This is a genomic window from Plantactinospora mayteni (assembly GCF_016862935.1).
GTDB lineage: Bacteria > Actinomycetota > Actinomycetes > Mycobacteriales > Micromonosporaceae > Plantactinospora > Plantactinospora mayteni.
The window spans coordinates 52,142-66,191 of sequence record NZ_BONX01000039.1 but is presented as its reverse complement, the minus strand read 5'-3'; the positions used below and the strand labels follow the sequence as shown (position 1 = coordinate 66,191).

Sequence of the window (14,050 nt, the reverse complement as noted above, 5' to 3'; positions counted from 1 at the left end):
CGGGAGGGTCCGGCCCGGCCGGCTAGTGCGGCAACTCCACCGCACAGCACGCTTCTCCCTCGTTCTGGAGCAGGCCGTCGAAGTCGGCGCGCTTCATCTTGAACCGGCCGCCCCAGCCCCACGCCTCACCCCAGGAGTTCTGGAACAGGTACGCGTCCTCGGACTCGATCCGGTCGAGCATCAGATAGCAGTGCCCGCCCGTCCCTTTACCGGTCGGCTTGACGAACCCGTTCTCGTCCGGGTTGAACATGTCGGCGGTCCAGGCGGTGCCCACCACGATCGAGCCCTGGCTGTCGACCCACTCGTCGATCTCCGGCAGAGTACGCGCGAATGCGAACGCGGCGAGCCGGCCCCGCTCCCGGACGGCGAGCGCCCCGGACCGGACCGTCGAGCCGTTCTCCTTGCCGGGCTCGCCGTCGATCACCTTGGCCTCGTAGTAGAGGGCGTGCCCGTCGGCGTTCTGGTACGTCCCGGCGACCGGCATCGCGTCCACCCAGCCCGCCCAGCCGAAACCCACACAGTGGCCGGTCTGCCCCTGGTCGAGCTGGACGGTCAACTCCCAGGCCGGCGCCCTGTCCGGGACCACGGCCGGTGCCACCTTCGGCTGCCGCTGGGTACGCAGCCAGCGCCAGAAGACCAGGTACGCCCGCCAGTCCGAGAAGTACGGCGTCTCGGTGAGTACCTGTTCCACGGTCATCTGCCGGATCGACTCGGCCGGCTCGGCGATCTCCAGCAGGCGCGGGATGTCCCAGTCCCGGGGATCCGGCCGGTAGAGCCGGCCCAGCAACTGCGGACCGGGGATGCTGCTCGCGCTCGTCTCCGGCGGATCCACCGCGAAACGTCTCTCCTGCTCCATCGACTCGCCTTCGGCCGGGCCCTGACGGGCGGGTGGACACCGACGGCCTCCGGTCCAGCCCGGACATCGCCGCAGAACCCGTCCCGTAGCCGCCGCGGCACCCATTGTGCGCCCTCGGCACAATCCTGAGGGTCCGATCCGGCGAGTCCGCCCGAGCTGACGGCGTGTCACGGGCCTCCGTCGAAGGACCGCAGCCGACGACACGCCGCGCCGGGCCTAGCGCGGCTGCCTGCTGATGCGCTCCCACTCGCGGGTGGCGGCCGGTTCCCACTCCGCGTGCTGCCGGTGGAAGAGTTCCGCGGCGCGCAGGCCGATCCAGCCCGGGGGCAGGAGTTCCGCCGGCAGCGCGGGATCGATCAAGAGAATCTGGCGCCAGGTATGCACGAGCGTGCTGACCCGCACGATCGGGTCGGCGGAGGGCGGTGCGGTGAACGCCGAGACGAAAGCCTCGTGCTCCCGCGCCACCTCGTCGAGGTCCCAGGCTTGCCGAACCAGCGTCGGAAGGTCGCCACCGGCAAGGTACTCGGAGCGGAAGATCTGCGCCTCCTCGTGTACGCCCGCCTCCCTGAGCACCTGCTCCACCTCCCCGACCCGGTCGGTTCGGGTACTGACCCAGATCCCGGGTGCCGGGTTGCCGAAGCCACCCCACCGGAACCGGGTACGCAGCAGGTGCCGACCAGCACGGTTGGTCTCGGCGGCGCGGGCGAGTACCACCAGCCAGCCACCGTCACCCAGAGCGGAGCGCAGGTCACCGCCCGCAACACAAGCTGGAACGGCAACCTCGCCACCAACGCCAGTACCACCTTCGGGTTCAACGGCTCGTGGAACAACAGCAGCAACCCGGTGCCGACCAACTTCTCGGTCAACGGCACGGCCTGCAACGGCACGACCCAGCCGACGCCGACCGCCGGACCCACCACGGCACCGCCCACCACCACGCCGCCCACCACCCCACCACCGACGACGCCCCCGACGGGTGGCCCGAACACGATGGGCTTCATCGGCTGCTCGATGGCCGAGAACGTGTCGCAGGGATACCGCGCGGTCGGCGGCCAGCGCATGTGGGGCCCGTACGGCACGGGCGGAGCGGTCGTCCAGTCGTGGACCAACACCAACTCCGCCTCCTGGCAGAGCTTCGATCGGCAGGCGGCCCAGTACGGCCGACCGACAACCGTCTGGGTGCAGATCTGCATCTTCGCCCAGAACGGCGTCACCTACAACGAGGTCCGGCAGCTCATCGCCAACGCGCGTCAGCACGCCGCCCCCGGCGCGACGATCTACATCTCCGGTCAGCCGCTCTACGATGCCGGCCAGACCTGCTTCCTGGCCGGCTCCGGCGGTCCGGAACTGACCGACAGCATGGCCCGGCAGGCTGCCGCCGACTCGACCCAGAACGTGATCTACCCCGGCACGTTCCGGCTCCGCAGCGGTGAGGTCTCCGACGGCTGCCACGCCAACACGACGGGCCAGCAGTCGCTCGGCCGGCAGGCCATCGGCTACTGGGGCTGACCGCCGGAAGATCTCGCTGGCGCGGTGACCGGCGAACGTCTGAGGTGTTGGGGTCAGGCTGCTCGGGTCGCAGGCTGGCCCCGCCACCTTGTCGTTCCCTGCGGATGCGGGCACGTTCGCGGCGTTGGGCGGACAGGACATCGGCGGTCTGCGGCCCGTGGCTTCGTTGATGGCCGCGATCCGCTCCCGGTAGCCTCCGCTGTGATCACAGGAGTGGACCTCGGAGGGCTGGACATTGACGAAGGCGGCGCCTCACCACATCGGCCCGTTCGAAGCCGTTGAGCACCTGTTTGCGCTGTGGCTGCCGCGATGGCGCCTGGCGGTCGTCTACGGCGAAGCTCCATGGTCCGATGAGGAAGAGTGGACCGCCGCGCCCTCCCTGGCCAAAGTGTTGGACTACGGGGCGTTCCCGTTGACGTTCGCCGGCCCCGACGGGCGGCGCCATCCGGTGTCCGTCGAGCGGTTCGACATCGACGACCCGGACGAGACATCCGACAGCCCCCTGCACGCCTCTTGGGGCCTGCCGGACGCAGGTGCAGAGCAGGCGTTCACGTTGCTCATCGAAGCAATGGAGTCGGGACCCGGCGGCCTGGACCGGCGAGGCCGCGCGCTCGCCGGGTACCTGGCCGGTTACCTGACGGCAGACGGTACGGACCTGCTGCGGATCACGGTGGCCGCCGAGCTGGGCGGTCCCGCGCTGGACGATGAGCTGCACCTGCTGGTGCGCTCCGGCAAGACGACAACGCGTCTGGCTCTGGTGCTGGCCCCCACCCCGAACGTCCCCCACGCCAACGATGCGCCCGAGTACCGGATCACCTGCGTCACAACGCTGCTCAGCGAATTCCTCCGGATCAACAACACCGATGCGGTGACCTTCGAGGTGACCTTCGGCACCCATGACATCGATCTGAACGTCGCAGACCCCGACGCCGCCTTCCGCTCGGGCTGGGCCGGAGACGAACACTGGCTGATCGCGGAAGAGGGCGACGACGAAACCGACGACGTCCTCTGGGCACTGGACGCCGCCTCCCTGAAAGCCGCGCTGACAGAGTCCGAGCTCAACATAGTCGCAGTGGCCCGGGCCCGGACCCTGGTCTGGGAGTTCGACTCCACGACGCCCGAGATCCCCGGCGATGAGCTCGTCTCCTGGCTCGCCCGCGACCTTCTCGAAACGATCGCCACCGAAACCACCGGGGCGCCCGGACTCCCACCCGTTCTCGCCTACGCCAAGAACTTCCCCCTCGAATCGGTCCTGGACGGCGAGGGGGATTCCTGCCTCCTCCTGGTCGGGGCAGAACGCACCGCCCTCATCCACATCAGCGGCTAGTACTGTGACCGCATCGGTTTGACCGAGACGGACGACGTGCTGCACTTCGGCAGTCGGGTGGTCAGGCTGCGGCTGTGAGGGGGCGTCCACCCCCGGTCAGGCTGGCGTCCTTCTGAACCAACATCAGAAAGACTTCCGAATGATCTACTAGTCGACGGAGAGGTCGGCGCAGCCGGTCTCGTCCGGGAGCAACGGCCGCAGGCCGACCTGCCAGCGGTCGCCGCCGGAGGTCCACGGGGTGCGGGCGTTCGCCTTGGCTGCGGTCGCGAGCAGTGCGGTCGCCTCGGCGCCGCGTACCTCGACGCAGCCCTGGTCGATGCCGGACGAGGGCGGGGACCCCGGCAGCGCCGAGCCGGGCCAGGCGACCTCCGGCGGGGCGGTCAGCCCGTTGTCGTCCGCGCGCCACGGGATCGCCACCGCCGCCACCGCCTCCGGCTGGTAGGGCTGTGGCTGTTCCACGTTGTCCGGGCCCAGCGTCCCGGCCAGGTCGGTGAGCGCGGCGAGCAGCTTCTGCAACTCGCCCCGGGCGGTACGCTGCGCCTCGGTCAGCCCGGACGCGTTCTGCGCACCCTCGGCGAGCGCGTACACCTCCAGCTTGTCGGTGCCGGCGGCGGACGACACGGTGAACCGGGTCGACGGGACGTCGGTGACCGACGGTCGACCAAGATCGGTGGCGGTGCCGACCCCGGCCGCCCGGGCCCGCTCGACCAGCCCGTCGACCTGCTCCTGAGCGATGCGCTGCTGCTGGAGGTTCGGCAGCGCCGGCCCGGGATAGATGGCCAGCTGGGGGCCCTCCGTGATGACCCGCCCGTCCGCGTAGATCGTCACCGTCGGCACCCAGGTCAGCCGGGAGGCCGGCGCCACGAACCCGCCGACCTGCTCCACCCGGAGCGCCACAGCGTTCGGGTTGGCGGGGCCGGCGTCGCCGCCCGAGCCTCCGCCCGGTCCGTCGTCACCCGTACCGGTGACCTCGCGGGCACATGCGGCGGCCAGCAGGAGCATTGCGCCGACACAGGTTATCCGGACACCTCGCCACGTTCTCATGCCAATCAGACGGGCCGGTGCCCCGGTCGGTTCCCCGTCACCTGCCACGGCACGATCGAGGCCAACTCGATCTCATGGGTTGCCGCTCGACGCGCCCACCCCGATTCGGGTCGACAGGCGTGTGGTCGGGTGGAGGGAAGGTGGAGATGGACGCCGAGAAGGCATTCAACGCGTACGTGGCCGGCGGGCTGACGAGGTGGTCACGGATCGCGTACCTGCTGACCGGCGACCGGCACCAGGCCGAGGATCTGGTCCAGGTCACCTTCGAGCGAGTCGCCCGGCACTGGGAGCGGGTCGTCGCCGGAGGTGACCCCGACCCGTACGTACGGCGGATCATGCACTCGCAGCACGTGTCGCTCTGGCGGCGGCGCTGGCGCAGCGTGGATCTGTGGTCCCACCCGCCCGAAGTGCCGGTCGACGATCCGACCGCCGCGACCGACCGGGCGGTCGTCGTCCGTCAGGCGTTGGCCCGGCTCGCGCCCCGGCAGCGAGCCGTGCTGGTACTGCGCTACTTCGAGGATCTCACCGAGGCCGAGGCGGCGAAGGTACTCGACTGCTCGGTGAACACGGTGAAAAGCCAGACGCGAGACGCCCTCGCCCGGTTGCGGTCGCTCGCGCCCGAGTTGGGTGAGCTGGTCGGCGGAGGGGAGCTGAGATGACGGCGCATCTGCGCGAGGTTCTCGCCGAGGTTGGCGAGTCGATGCCGCCGGCCCGGCTGACCCCGGACGTGTGGCGGCGCGGCCGGCAGGCCAGGCGGCGTTCCCGACTGCGCCGCTCCGGTGCGGCCGGCTTGGTGGTACTGCTGGTCGCGCTGGCGCTGCCCTGGTCGCTGAGCCGGCCGTACCCGGTGCCGTGGACCGCCGGTGATGCCGGCCCGGCGGTACCGTCGCGGCTGGCGCTGCCCTGGATGTGGCAGGCGACCGTGCAGATGGATCCACCTGGACCGGCGTCGGTGCTCTTCGGCGGCGACTCGATCGGCCTGCGCGGCACCGACATCTTCGACAGCGAAGGCAAGCTGGCCGTGGTCGGCCGGAACAGTGGTGACTACCGGATGTTGCTCTACGGCGGGTGGGATTCCATCGCCGCCGGAGAGAACGCGCTGCTGGCCCCGGACGGTACCCGGGTCGCCCAGTCCTACCTTGAGGGTTCCGGCCTGGACGCCACCGCCGGTGTCACGATCGTCGACCTGACGACCGGCCGGAGTACCCAGCACGGCGCCCGGCACGGCACGGGCTGCTGCGAGCCGGTCGCCTGGGCGCCGGACGGCGGGTCGCTGCTGGTTTCGGTCACCGGTTCGGCGGAGGTCACCGATCCGAACACCGGGTACATCTGGCACCCGGAGCGGCTGGCACTGCTCGACCTGGCCACCGACGCCCTGGTACCGCTGCGGGACTTCACGCCCGCGCGGGCGATCCGGACCGCGTCGCGGGCGGCGTTCGCCCCGGACGGGCAGACGCTCGCGGTGACCGAGGGCAGTATGGTGCGGCTGGTCGACCGGACCGGCACGGTGCGGTGGTCGGCCGAGCTGGGCGACCGGACCTACCTTGCCGGGACCGGGGCGTTCAGTGCGGACGGGAGCCGGATCACGACCGTCACCCTCGACGGTTGCCTCGACGAGTGCGACGAGGCGGCGTTGGCGGCACGGCGGTGGAGTGTCGGCTTCCTCGACGCCGCGACCGGCCGGCCGCTGCCCGGCGCCGGGTTCGCCGTCGTGACCGGTCTGGCGGTACGAGCGTTGGGCTGGGCCAACGGCCGTGAGCTGGTGGTACTGCGCTACGAGCCGGAGGCGGGCGCGCACAAGACCCGCGACCAGGGCTGGAACGACACCGGCTGGTACGAGACCGGCCACGTGACCCTGCTCGCCCTGGGCCCGGACGGCTCGACCCGTACCCTGATCGACCCACCGGACGACGTACTGACCATGGACGTCGCGCAGGACCTGCTGACAGCCGGCCGGTTCGGCGGGCCGTCGTCGACCGCCTCGATGTTCCCGGCCCGGGGCATCATCTGGGTGGCGGCGATCCCGTTGGGCTGCCTCTCCGCAGTGGTCGGCGTGGTGGCGCTGCTCGTGGTGTACGCAGTCCGCCGCCGCCGCACCGCCGCAAGGAGGCACTGACCTGCCCGGACCGACCCTGGACGAGTAAGAGGTCGCGCAGATCGGGCTACCCGGCTGTCAGTGGCGGGTCGTAACGTGCGGCCCATGGCGATCAGCGATGAGACAATCGCACGGCTGGAGACCGCAGCGACCACAGGCGATGCCCGGGCAGCACGGGAGCTGGGGCGGCTACTGAGTCTGACGGCGACAAACCCCCTGGACCACTCCCTGGCAGAAGAGGGCCCGACCTGGCCTGAAGAGCGCTGGTTGCGCGCTGCGTTGAAGGCATATCCCTATGACGTCGAGACCTTGATCCTGCTGACCGGGTGTCTGGCTCAGCAGGTCTCCCACGGGGAGAACGGGCTGGAGCTGAACCCTGACGGTGTGGGGGACCGTGGAGAGGACGAGGGCCCCGTCGAGCGGATACGGGCTGAGGCGCGGGAGCTGTTCGCCCAGATAGGTCCGGCCGACCCCGGTGATGATGCCAAGGCCGGACTGCACGAGTTGGCCATTCGGCTCGGGGTGAGCGAAAAGCCTCCTGTGCAGAACGCTTACAGCTTCTACCTGCTGAAGGATGAGGCGGGTAGTGGGTCCATGCTGTACCTCGTGACCATCGTCGCGTCTGATCCTGACGAGATCCGCTGGGCCTGCGACGCATGGCTGAGGCTGTCCGTGGGTGGATTCGACGAACCGCCCGTCCTGGTCACGTACGTGGACGGCGCTGCGGTGAACTCCATCGACCTCGGCCCGTATCTGACAGACCACGAGGTGGACTGGAACGCCGTTGCCGTCCCCGAGCTAACCGGTACGCGGCTGCCCGCAGGGCTGCCCGTCCCGGGCCGCAGCCTCTGCTACGGCTTCTCGATGAGCGTCGACTAACACATGGAGGTAGGAGCTTGATCTTCGAGTACGTAAATGTGACTAAAATGACAGAATTCGAAGAGAATCTGGTGGCGATGCTGGATGAGCTGAGGGACGCTCCTGGCATCGAGGTGGACATCGACAATCAGGGTGATATCGCCCACGAGTTCGGCGATGCCGAAAGCGCCTTCCAGCTGGTCGCCGACTGGTTCGACATGCCCTTGCGTCCGTCGCTGCAGCGCTGCTACATGCGATTCTCGCAATTCTGGTGCCACTGGCGGTACGAGGCCCAAGGCGTGGCCTTCCCCGGCGAAATGCGCATGTCCTATCTGCTTGCTGCCCTGGGCACGCCCACCCCTCCACTGGCCAGCGCCAGTTCCTCGACGTCCGAGCAGCAACTCTACGAACAACTGCGAGTTCTGGACGATCGTCCAGAAAGCGGCACGGGAGCCCTTGCGGCCATCAGGCTTCAGCCAAGCGTGGACAGCCCGGAAATCTGGTATTACGACCCGGCGCACGGGACCTTCAAGATGGATGTCGACTACTGCCAGTATCTCGACGCGATCCTGGTCACCAAGGGGACCTCCGGATGGCAGTACCTCTTCACTGAAGCGCCGCTTGCATCCCGTGAGTTCGTGGGGCCCGTCACCAATCTGAAATCCATGCTCGAAGTCTTTCCCGAGGTATTTCCCGCACACGACTACGAGCCCCTTCGGCAGCGACTTTCGGAGCGCTTGTGACCAGATGTCAGGACATCCCCATACCCATTTCCTGGCAATCGGTGACCCGAAGTACCGAAGTCGGATCACGGAGTATGGGCATTTCGGCAAGACTCGACTAACCGATGGCCGGAACGAAGACCTCTGGGGTTGCCTCGCCAGCTTCCTGGGGAAGCATCTAGAGTCGCTAACCTCTGGCCATTTGAGTGTTCGTGATCTCGATGGGCTTCGTCGCCTTGCCTGGCAGGGCGGCAATAGCCCGGTCACGCCGCACTACCCTGGCTGGGGTGGACGGCAAGCCGATCGAGGTACGTTCCGGCGCCGGCGTGGTCGAGTTGCTTGGCAACGGCTTCGCCAGCGTGCTCTATCTGCGCGGTAAGCCGGCCCGGCTGGCGGCGTACGACTGTCATGGCAGCGTGGGGCAGTTGGCGGCCCGGTCGACCTGGCAGACCGTACGGCCGGAGGAGCTCGACGCGCTCCGGGACTGGCTCGCCGACCCGGGGCCGCGGGTCAACCGGCGTACCGGCGAGGTGCGGGGACTGCGGACCGAGGCGCTGGAGCCGTTCAGCCGGCTGCTGGCCCGGGGTCGGTACGTCGTCACCGCCACCGCGCCGAAATGGACCGAGACCGTGGTCGTCGACCCCGGGACGTCTGGCCTCGACGCCTGGTACTTCCCGACACAGGGTGACGCGATCGTCGGTCGCGAGGCGGGTACGCCCCACCCGACAGCCGGAATCCCCGTCCGTTGATGCCGGCCGTCGACTGGAACTACGAAGATCTTCTCCAGATCAAGGACGACATGCGCGCCGAGCTGGCGGATCTCGATGACGATGTTTCATGGCTCGACGATACTTTCATGATCGCTCTTGGGGGCGGCTATTTCGTCTTCTACATTCCGAACGTGAGCACGGCGCCGGACGACCCGCCGGTATGGACCTGTGTCGACGGCAAGGACAGGCGGCGGTCCTATCCGACGTTTCGACGATTCCTGCTGGCGGTCGCGGACGACGACCCTCGGCCCAGGGCCACCGCGCCAATACAAAGACACTGAACGTTTCCGGGTAGCGGTCGGTTGCTGTGCGTAGTGTTTCGTTCAGGTGGTTCGCCCGTATTCGATGTGGAGGATGACCAGCGCGGCGGCGACGATGTCACCGATCTTCAGGGACAGACGGTGACGTTACGCAGGGCTTTGGAGGTCATCTTGAGCAGGCTGTTGCCGCGTGTCTGGAGCGTGTGGTCACTGGCCACCGGCCGTCCATCCGGCTTGGGCCCGTCACGAGCCAGGTCGTCGCGAAACGGTGATGCGAAGGGCCGGCAGGCGGGCTAGGGTCCCCGGAATCATGAGCGATCGACGCGACGTGGGCGATCTCGGCTCGTCGGTACTGGTGATGATGGCCGCATCGGGTGAGCCGGTCGATGCCGAGGTCATCGCGCGCTGGCTGGGTCTGGCCGCGAGCGAGCCGGTGCGGCTGCGCCACCTGAGCGGGATGCCTCCGGAGACGCGTGAGGATATCTCCGGGGTTGGACCCGGCCAGTTGCTCCGTGCGGTGCGGCGCCTGTTCGACGTGAGGCTGTCCGCTTCGCTGGTGGCGACTCATGGCCGGATCGCCGACCACTATCTCGCCCTGTGGGGTGGGCTGGAGGACGGATTGCCGTTGCTGGCGGCACGTCCGCGGCTCGGGGACGTCGACGGCGGGTACGGGCTGCGTCATCTGGTCCGGCATCTCCTCGGGGCTGGGCGGAGTGCGGAGGTGCATCGGCTGTTGGCGTGTGAACAGCCGGCCGGGCAGGGGCGGCCGAGGGTGATGAACGTGTGGTTCGACGCCCGGCACCGGGCCGGTCAGGTCGACGGCTACCTTCAGGACCTGGAAGCCGCGAGGCGGTTGGCGCGCGAGGCCACCGACGCTTCCGCCCGGCGATCGGCACCCCAGCAATCGGCACCGTCGCTGGGCCTCGAAATGCGCTACACGCTGATGAGAGTGTGTGCGGGGCAGGCTGACCGATCGCGCGGCTCAATGGCGATCACGTTGCTGGAAGCGGGACTCTGGGACGACGTCCGGGCACTGAACGACGCCCGCCGTCTTCGTGGCGGCCATCGAGCACGCATCCTGCTGGACATGCTGCCGCATCTGCCGACCGAACAACGACCGCAGGCGCTCCACGAGGCAGTGGCCAGTGCCATGATCGCCAACGAGAGAAGCGACCCCAGCGTTGACGATGATCTGCTGACCGAGGCGGCCGCGCTGCTGTCACCCGAGGGACTGCGCCGCGCGGTGGAGTTCGCCGCGGGGTTGGAGGGCGTCAGCAGCCCTATCGTGGCGCTGACCGGGCTCGCCCCGCACCTGCCGGCCGAGGTGATGGGTGCTGCCCTGACCGTTGCCCGACTGCTCCCGGCAGATGTCTACCGCTCCGATGCGCTGGAGGGCCTGGCCCCGTTTCTGAACGCCACGCAGGCGTTGAAGACCCTGCCCACCGCGCTGGCAATGCCCGACCCGTTCTCGCGGGCCTCGCTGTTGATCGCACTGATCCCGCGACTTCCCGAAGACGCCCGAGAGACTGCCGTCGCCGAGTTGGGACCGATCAGTCCCGAGAGCCTGGGGTGGCGCTGGACCAAAGCCGTGCTGCTCCTGCCCGCTCGCGAGCGCCAGGCGGCGATTGCCGGGGCCGCCCGGTCCTCGGCACCGGACCGGCACGTCGAGGCGCTCGCGGAAGTGGCCGAGGTCCTACCGCCGAACGAGCGCCATCAGGTCCTGGCGGACGCGTTGGCCCTGGCACGCACGATCCCGGATCGGGAGGTTCGCGAACCGTTACTGGTCCGGCTCGCTCGGATCTTGCCGGCCGGCGCCCGGCAGAACGTGCTGACCGAGTTGTTGTCGGCCGCGCGGGCACTCCTCGACGAGGACGATCGGGCGAGCCTCCTGATCGAGGTGGTCGAGCTGATGCCGCCGGAGGAGCGGACGGGGCCGCTGGAGGAGGCCGTCGAACTGGCCCGTACGGCGGAGAACGCCTCCCTGATCATCAGGGGGGCCGCGCTGCTGCCCGCCGATCACCCGATCCGCCACGCGGCGCTGGCCGAGGCGCTGAGGATCAGGCTGGAGAACATCTCGTACGAGAACTACTTCGCCTATCAGGTCCTCGACGAGTTGTGCCCGGTCCTCCCCGACGAGTTGATGGCCGTGGTGGTAAACGAGATCCGAGAGCTGGACCGCCCCGGCTACCTCGGCCGTTTCCTGAGCCGAAGGGCCGAGCACCTCTCCGGTGTGGCCCTGGACGCCGGGCTTGCCGCCGCCCGCTCGTTCGTCGATCCCGATAATCGTGCGGGGGCGCTGGCCGCGCTGTCGGGCCAACTGCCTCCGCCGCAGCGGCAGGAGGTGCTGGAGGAGGCGCTCACCGCAGCCCGGGAGGCACGGCGCGGCCTCGACTACCTCGCCCGCCTTCTTCCTTCCGACCGTCGCCGGGCGCTGCTGATGGAGGAAATGGGCTACTGGCGCGATGGTTTCCTCGACTCGGCGGACGAGGCGTTCGCCGGTCTCCCCAATGACTCGACCCGGCCGGTGCCCTTTGAGTTCAGCTCTGTGCCCGTCGGGGAGACCTGGGGGCTGGACAAGGCGGTCCATGCCGTACTCCTCCGCGCCCAGCGCGCGTGGCGGCGAGGCGAGGGGCGGGCGAAGGTGCTGAACCTGATCCGTACGGCGTTGGACCGCTACCGGTTCGTGGAAGCGCCGGGCTCCCCGGCACTCGCCAGCGCGGCCCGAGACCTCGGGGGCCCAGTGGCGGAACACGAGTATCGCGCGGCCGTCCGCGACATCTATCGCTGGTGGAACTGACCGGCACGGAACGACCCGCGCGAGAGCGACGCCCCTCGCCCTATCCCACCAGCGCTCGCCCTATCCCACCAGCGCGACGGGATCACGCGGGTCGAGCGCGTACCCGGCCAATCGGCAACGGCCGGGCGCTGGTCCACTCGTACATGCGCCGGTCCCGGTGGTATTCGAGCAGCTCGATCTGGTCGAGAACGACGCTGACCGGCGCGGTCACCACCGCGTGCGGAACAGCTTGCACCGGCCAGGACGGAGCCAGGTGCCCGTCTTCGACACGAAAGCGCCGCGACCGCCGCCTCACCTCATCGACCGGCTGAGCAGATACGCACGGATCTCGGCGACCAGCGCCGCAGGCATCTTCTCATCGAGAGGGTCTTGGGTGAGAAACTCTTCGACGGTCTGACAACCGATCGTGTACCCGCCACCGAAGGCGACGTCCGAGCACCAGCCGACGTAGCGCACCTGGTCGCCCTCGAAGTCCAGAGAGCTGTCCGGTGCACAGTCGTCATGGCAGCGATGATCGCTATCCCATCGCCATGTCTTCTTCTCCACCGGCAGCGTCTCCTGGTTTCTCGGGTCATCCGCCGACGGACCGCGAACCCCCGAGCGGACGGGCGAGGAGTGCGCGCTAGCCCTGCCGAGCAGCGAGGGTGACGAATGCCCGCCACGCGGCCGGACCGAAGGTCAGCACCGGGCCCGCCGGGTCCTTGCTGTCGCGCACGGCGACCACGCCGGGCAGGTTGTCGGCCACCTCGACACACTCACCACCGTTGGTGCCGCTGCGGGACGACTTCCGCCACTCGGCGCTACTGAGGTCGATGCTGGCTCTCGATTTTCTTCAACAGGACGCGCGACAGGTTCTCCGGCAGGGCTGCGCCGCGCACACCCTCCCACCGCGTGAGGAGCGTAGCAATGCTCTCCTCGTCGTCGACGATGGAATCGACGATCTGGTTTTCCATGCTTCCCACCCAGCAGCCGTCGGCGGACCTCGCCAGGGAGAGGTGCCCGTTGAGGCCGACATGCAGCCCGGCGTCGGCGGGGATCAGGTGCAACTGGACGTAGGGCAGCTCGGCCATCCGCAGCAGGTGCCGGACCTGCTCCGCCATGATGGCGTCCCGGACACGCAGCGCCGACTCTTCGATGACGGCGATCAGCAAGGGCGGCTGGTCGCGGGTCAGGATCTCCTGCCGTTCGAGCCGGGACGCGACCAGCTTCTCCAGCTCCACCTCGGGCCGGGTGAGTTCGAGGCGCAGCACCGCGCGGGCGTAGTTTTCGGTCTGAAAGAGGCCCGGGATCAGGCTGGGGTGGTAATTCCGGAGTTGCTTGGCGGCACGCTCGGCGTCCAGCCAGCGCTCCCACCAGGAGGGCTCGCTGAACCGCTGCGCCTTCTTCAGCAAGCGTACGAACAGGCCACCGGTCTCCAGGATCTCGTCGGCACGCTTGGCATACGGCATGTCGATCGCTCGGGTACCGGTCTCCGCAGCGGACACCGTCGAGGCCGAGTAGTTCGCCCGCTTGCCGAACTCATCCTGCGGCATGCCGCGCAGGGCTCGCTGCCGGCGAAGCTGGTCGCGAATGAAGGCGAAATCGTCCTCGTGTTCCATAGGACCTCCAGGGGCTCTGTATAGATCACCAGATGGTCACCAGGTGCCACTGCCGGCTCGGCAGACCTGCACCGTGACCTGCTCGATCGCCTTCCGAGCCTAGTGGCGTCCACAGCAGAGTGTCACCCAGCAGAACTGCTCGGTGACCGCCAGGCGCCCGGGTGGAACTCGCCCCGGGAGCCGGTCTCGACCCCCCAACGGGACCGGCTCCCCT

At 68.9% G+C, this 14,050-nt stretch carries 16 protein-coding genes; 9 read left to right on the top strand and 7 right to left on the bottom strand.

What is annotated here, in order from left to right:
• Positions 1 to 22: 22 nt before the first annotated feature.
• Both Pma05_RS27985 and Pma05_RS42890 read right to left on the bottom strand, forming a co-directional pair.
• Positions 23 to 856 carry a C1 family peptidase gene (locus Pma05_RS27985; protein ID WP_203860472.1) on the bottom strand — a complete coding sequence of 278 codons (834 nt, stop codon included), beginning with the start codon at positions 854 to 856 and terminating at the stop codon, positions 23 to 25.
• A gap of 216 nt (positions 857 to 1,072) precedes the next feature.
• Complete coding sequence (locus tag Pma05_RS42890) at positions 1,073 to 1,570, bottom strand: PaaX family transcriptional regulator C-terminal domain-containing protein (protein ID WP_239313249.1); 498 nt, start codon at positions 1,568 to 1,570, stop codon at positions 1,073 to 1,075.
• Between Pma05_RS42890 and Pma05_RS44090 the strand changes: the two genes are divergently transcribed.
• Positions 1,526 to 2,365: a cellulose binding domain-containing protein gene (locus tag Pma05_RS44090; RefSeq protein WP_372441568.1), complete on the top strand. Its 840-nt coding sequence runs from the start codon at positions 1,526 to 1,528 to the stop codon at positions 2,363 to 2,365. The two genes, Pma05_RS42890 and Pma05_RS44090, sit on opposite strands and share 45 nt — an antisense overlap.
• 235 nt (positions 2,366 to 2,600) lie before the next feature.
• Complete coding sequence (locus Pma05_RS27970) at positions 2,601 to 3,692, top strand: hypothetical protein (protein WP_203860469.1); 1,092 nt, start codon at positions 2,601 to 2,603, stop codon at positions 3,690 to 3,692.
• Between the two features lie 147 nt (positions 3,693 to 3,839).
• Here Pma05_RS27970 and Pma05_RS27965 read toward each other — a convergent pair whose 3' ends face one another.
• On the bottom strand, positions 3,840 to 4,694 hold the full coding sequence (locus Pma05_RS27965) for a hypothetical protein (protein WP_239313246.1): 855 nt from the start codon (positions 4,692 to 4,694) through the stop codon (positions 3,840 to 3,842).
• A 188-nt stretch (positions 4,695 to 4,882) separates the two neighbouring features.
• On the opposite strand from Pma05_RS27965, the gene Pma05_RS27960 reads away from it, so the two are divergent.
• The 7 genes from Pma05_RS27960 to Pma05_RS27930 all read left to right on the top strand — a co-directional run bounded on the left by Pma05_RS27960 (position 4,883) and on the right by Pma05_RS27930 (position 12,238).
• Complete coding sequence (locus Pma05_RS27960) at positions 4,883 to 5,395, top strand: SigE family RNA polymerase sigma factor (RefSeq protein ID WP_203860503.1); 513 nt, start codon at positions 4,883 to 4,885, stop codon at positions 5,393 to 5,395.
• Entirely contained in the window at positions 5,392 to 6,852 is a 1,461-nt protein-coding gene (locus tag Pma05_RS27955; protein ID WP_203860467.1) for a WD40 repeat domain-containing protein, read from the top strand. The genes Pma05_RS27960 and Pma05_RS27955 overlap by 4 nt, the downstream gene beginning before the upstream one ends.
• An 84-nt stretch (positions 6,853 to 6,936) precedes the next feature.
• Positions 6,937 to 7,710, top strand: a complete 774-nt coding sequence (locus tag Pma05_RS27950) for a hypothetical protein (protein WP_203860466.1) — start codon at positions 6,937 to 6,939, stop codon at positions 7,708 to 7,710.
• 17 nt (positions 7,711 to 7,727) lie between these two features.
• Positions 7,728 to 8,432 carry a hypothetical protein gene (locus tag Pma05_RS27945; protein ID WP_203860465.1) on the top strand — a complete coding sequence of 235 codons (705 nt, stop codon included), beginning with the start codon at positions 7,728 to 7,730 and terminating at the stop codon, positions 8,430 to 8,432.
• A 266-nt stretch (positions 8,433 to 8,698) separates the two neighbouring features.
• A complete protein-coding gene (locus Pma05_RS27940) occupies positions 8,699 to 9,160 on the top strand; it encodes a hypothetical protein (RefSeq protein WP_203860464.1) in 462 nt (153 codons plus the stop codon).
• Positions 9,160 to 9,462: a hypothetical protein gene (locus tag Pma05_RS27935; RefSeq protein ID WP_203860463.1), complete on the top strand. Its 303-nt coding sequence runs from the start codon at positions 9,160 to 9,162 to the stop codon at positions 9,460 to 9,462. Before Pma05_RS27940 ends, Pma05_RS27935 begins: the two co-directional genes overlap by 1 nt.
• Before the next feature lie 289 nt (positions 9,463 to 9,751).
• Positions 9,752 to 12,238 carry a hypothetical protein gene (locus Pma05_RS27930; protein ID WP_203860462.1) on the top strand — a complete coding sequence of 829 codons (2,487 nt, stop codon included), beginning with the start codon at positions 9,752 to 9,754 and terminating at the stop codon, positions 12,236 to 12,238.
• Positions 12,239 to 12,320: 82 nt separating this feature from the next.
• On the opposite strand, the gene Pma05_RS27925 is transcribed toward Pma05_RS27930, so the two are convergent.
• From Pma05_RS27925 to Pma05_RS27910, 4 genes are all read right to left on the bottom strand, one after another.
• Positions 12,321 to 12,473 carry a hypothetical protein gene (locus Pma05_RS27925; protein ID WP_203860461.1) on the bottom strand — a complete coding sequence of 51 codons (153 nt, stop codon included), beginning with the start codon at positions 12,471 to 12,473 and terminating at the stop codon, positions 12,321 to 12,323.
• A 56-nt stretch (positions 12,474 to 12,529) separates the two neighbouring features.
• On the bottom strand, positions 12,530 to 12,784 hold the full coding sequence (locus Pma05_RS27920) for a hypothetical protein (protein ID WP_203860460.1): 255 nt from the start codon (positions 12,782 to 12,784) through the stop codon (positions 12,530 to 12,532).
• 76 nt (positions 12,785 to 12,860) lie between these two features.
• Positions 12,861 to 13,052 (bottom strand): DUF397 domain-containing protein, encoded by a 192-nt coding sequence (locus Pma05_RS27915; RefSeq protein WP_203860502.1) that lies wholly within the window; start codon positions 13,050 to 13,052, stop codon positions 12,861 to 12,863.
• A complete protein-coding gene (locus Pma05_RS27910; RefSeq protein ID WP_203860459.1) occupies positions 13,039 to 13,836 on the bottom strand; it encodes a helix-turn-helix domain-containing protein in 798 nt (265 codons plus the stop codon). Before Pma05_RS27910 ends, Pma05_RS27915 begins: the two co-directional genes overlap by 14 nt.
• Between the last annotated feature and the right edge of the window lie 214 nt (positions 13,837 to 14,050).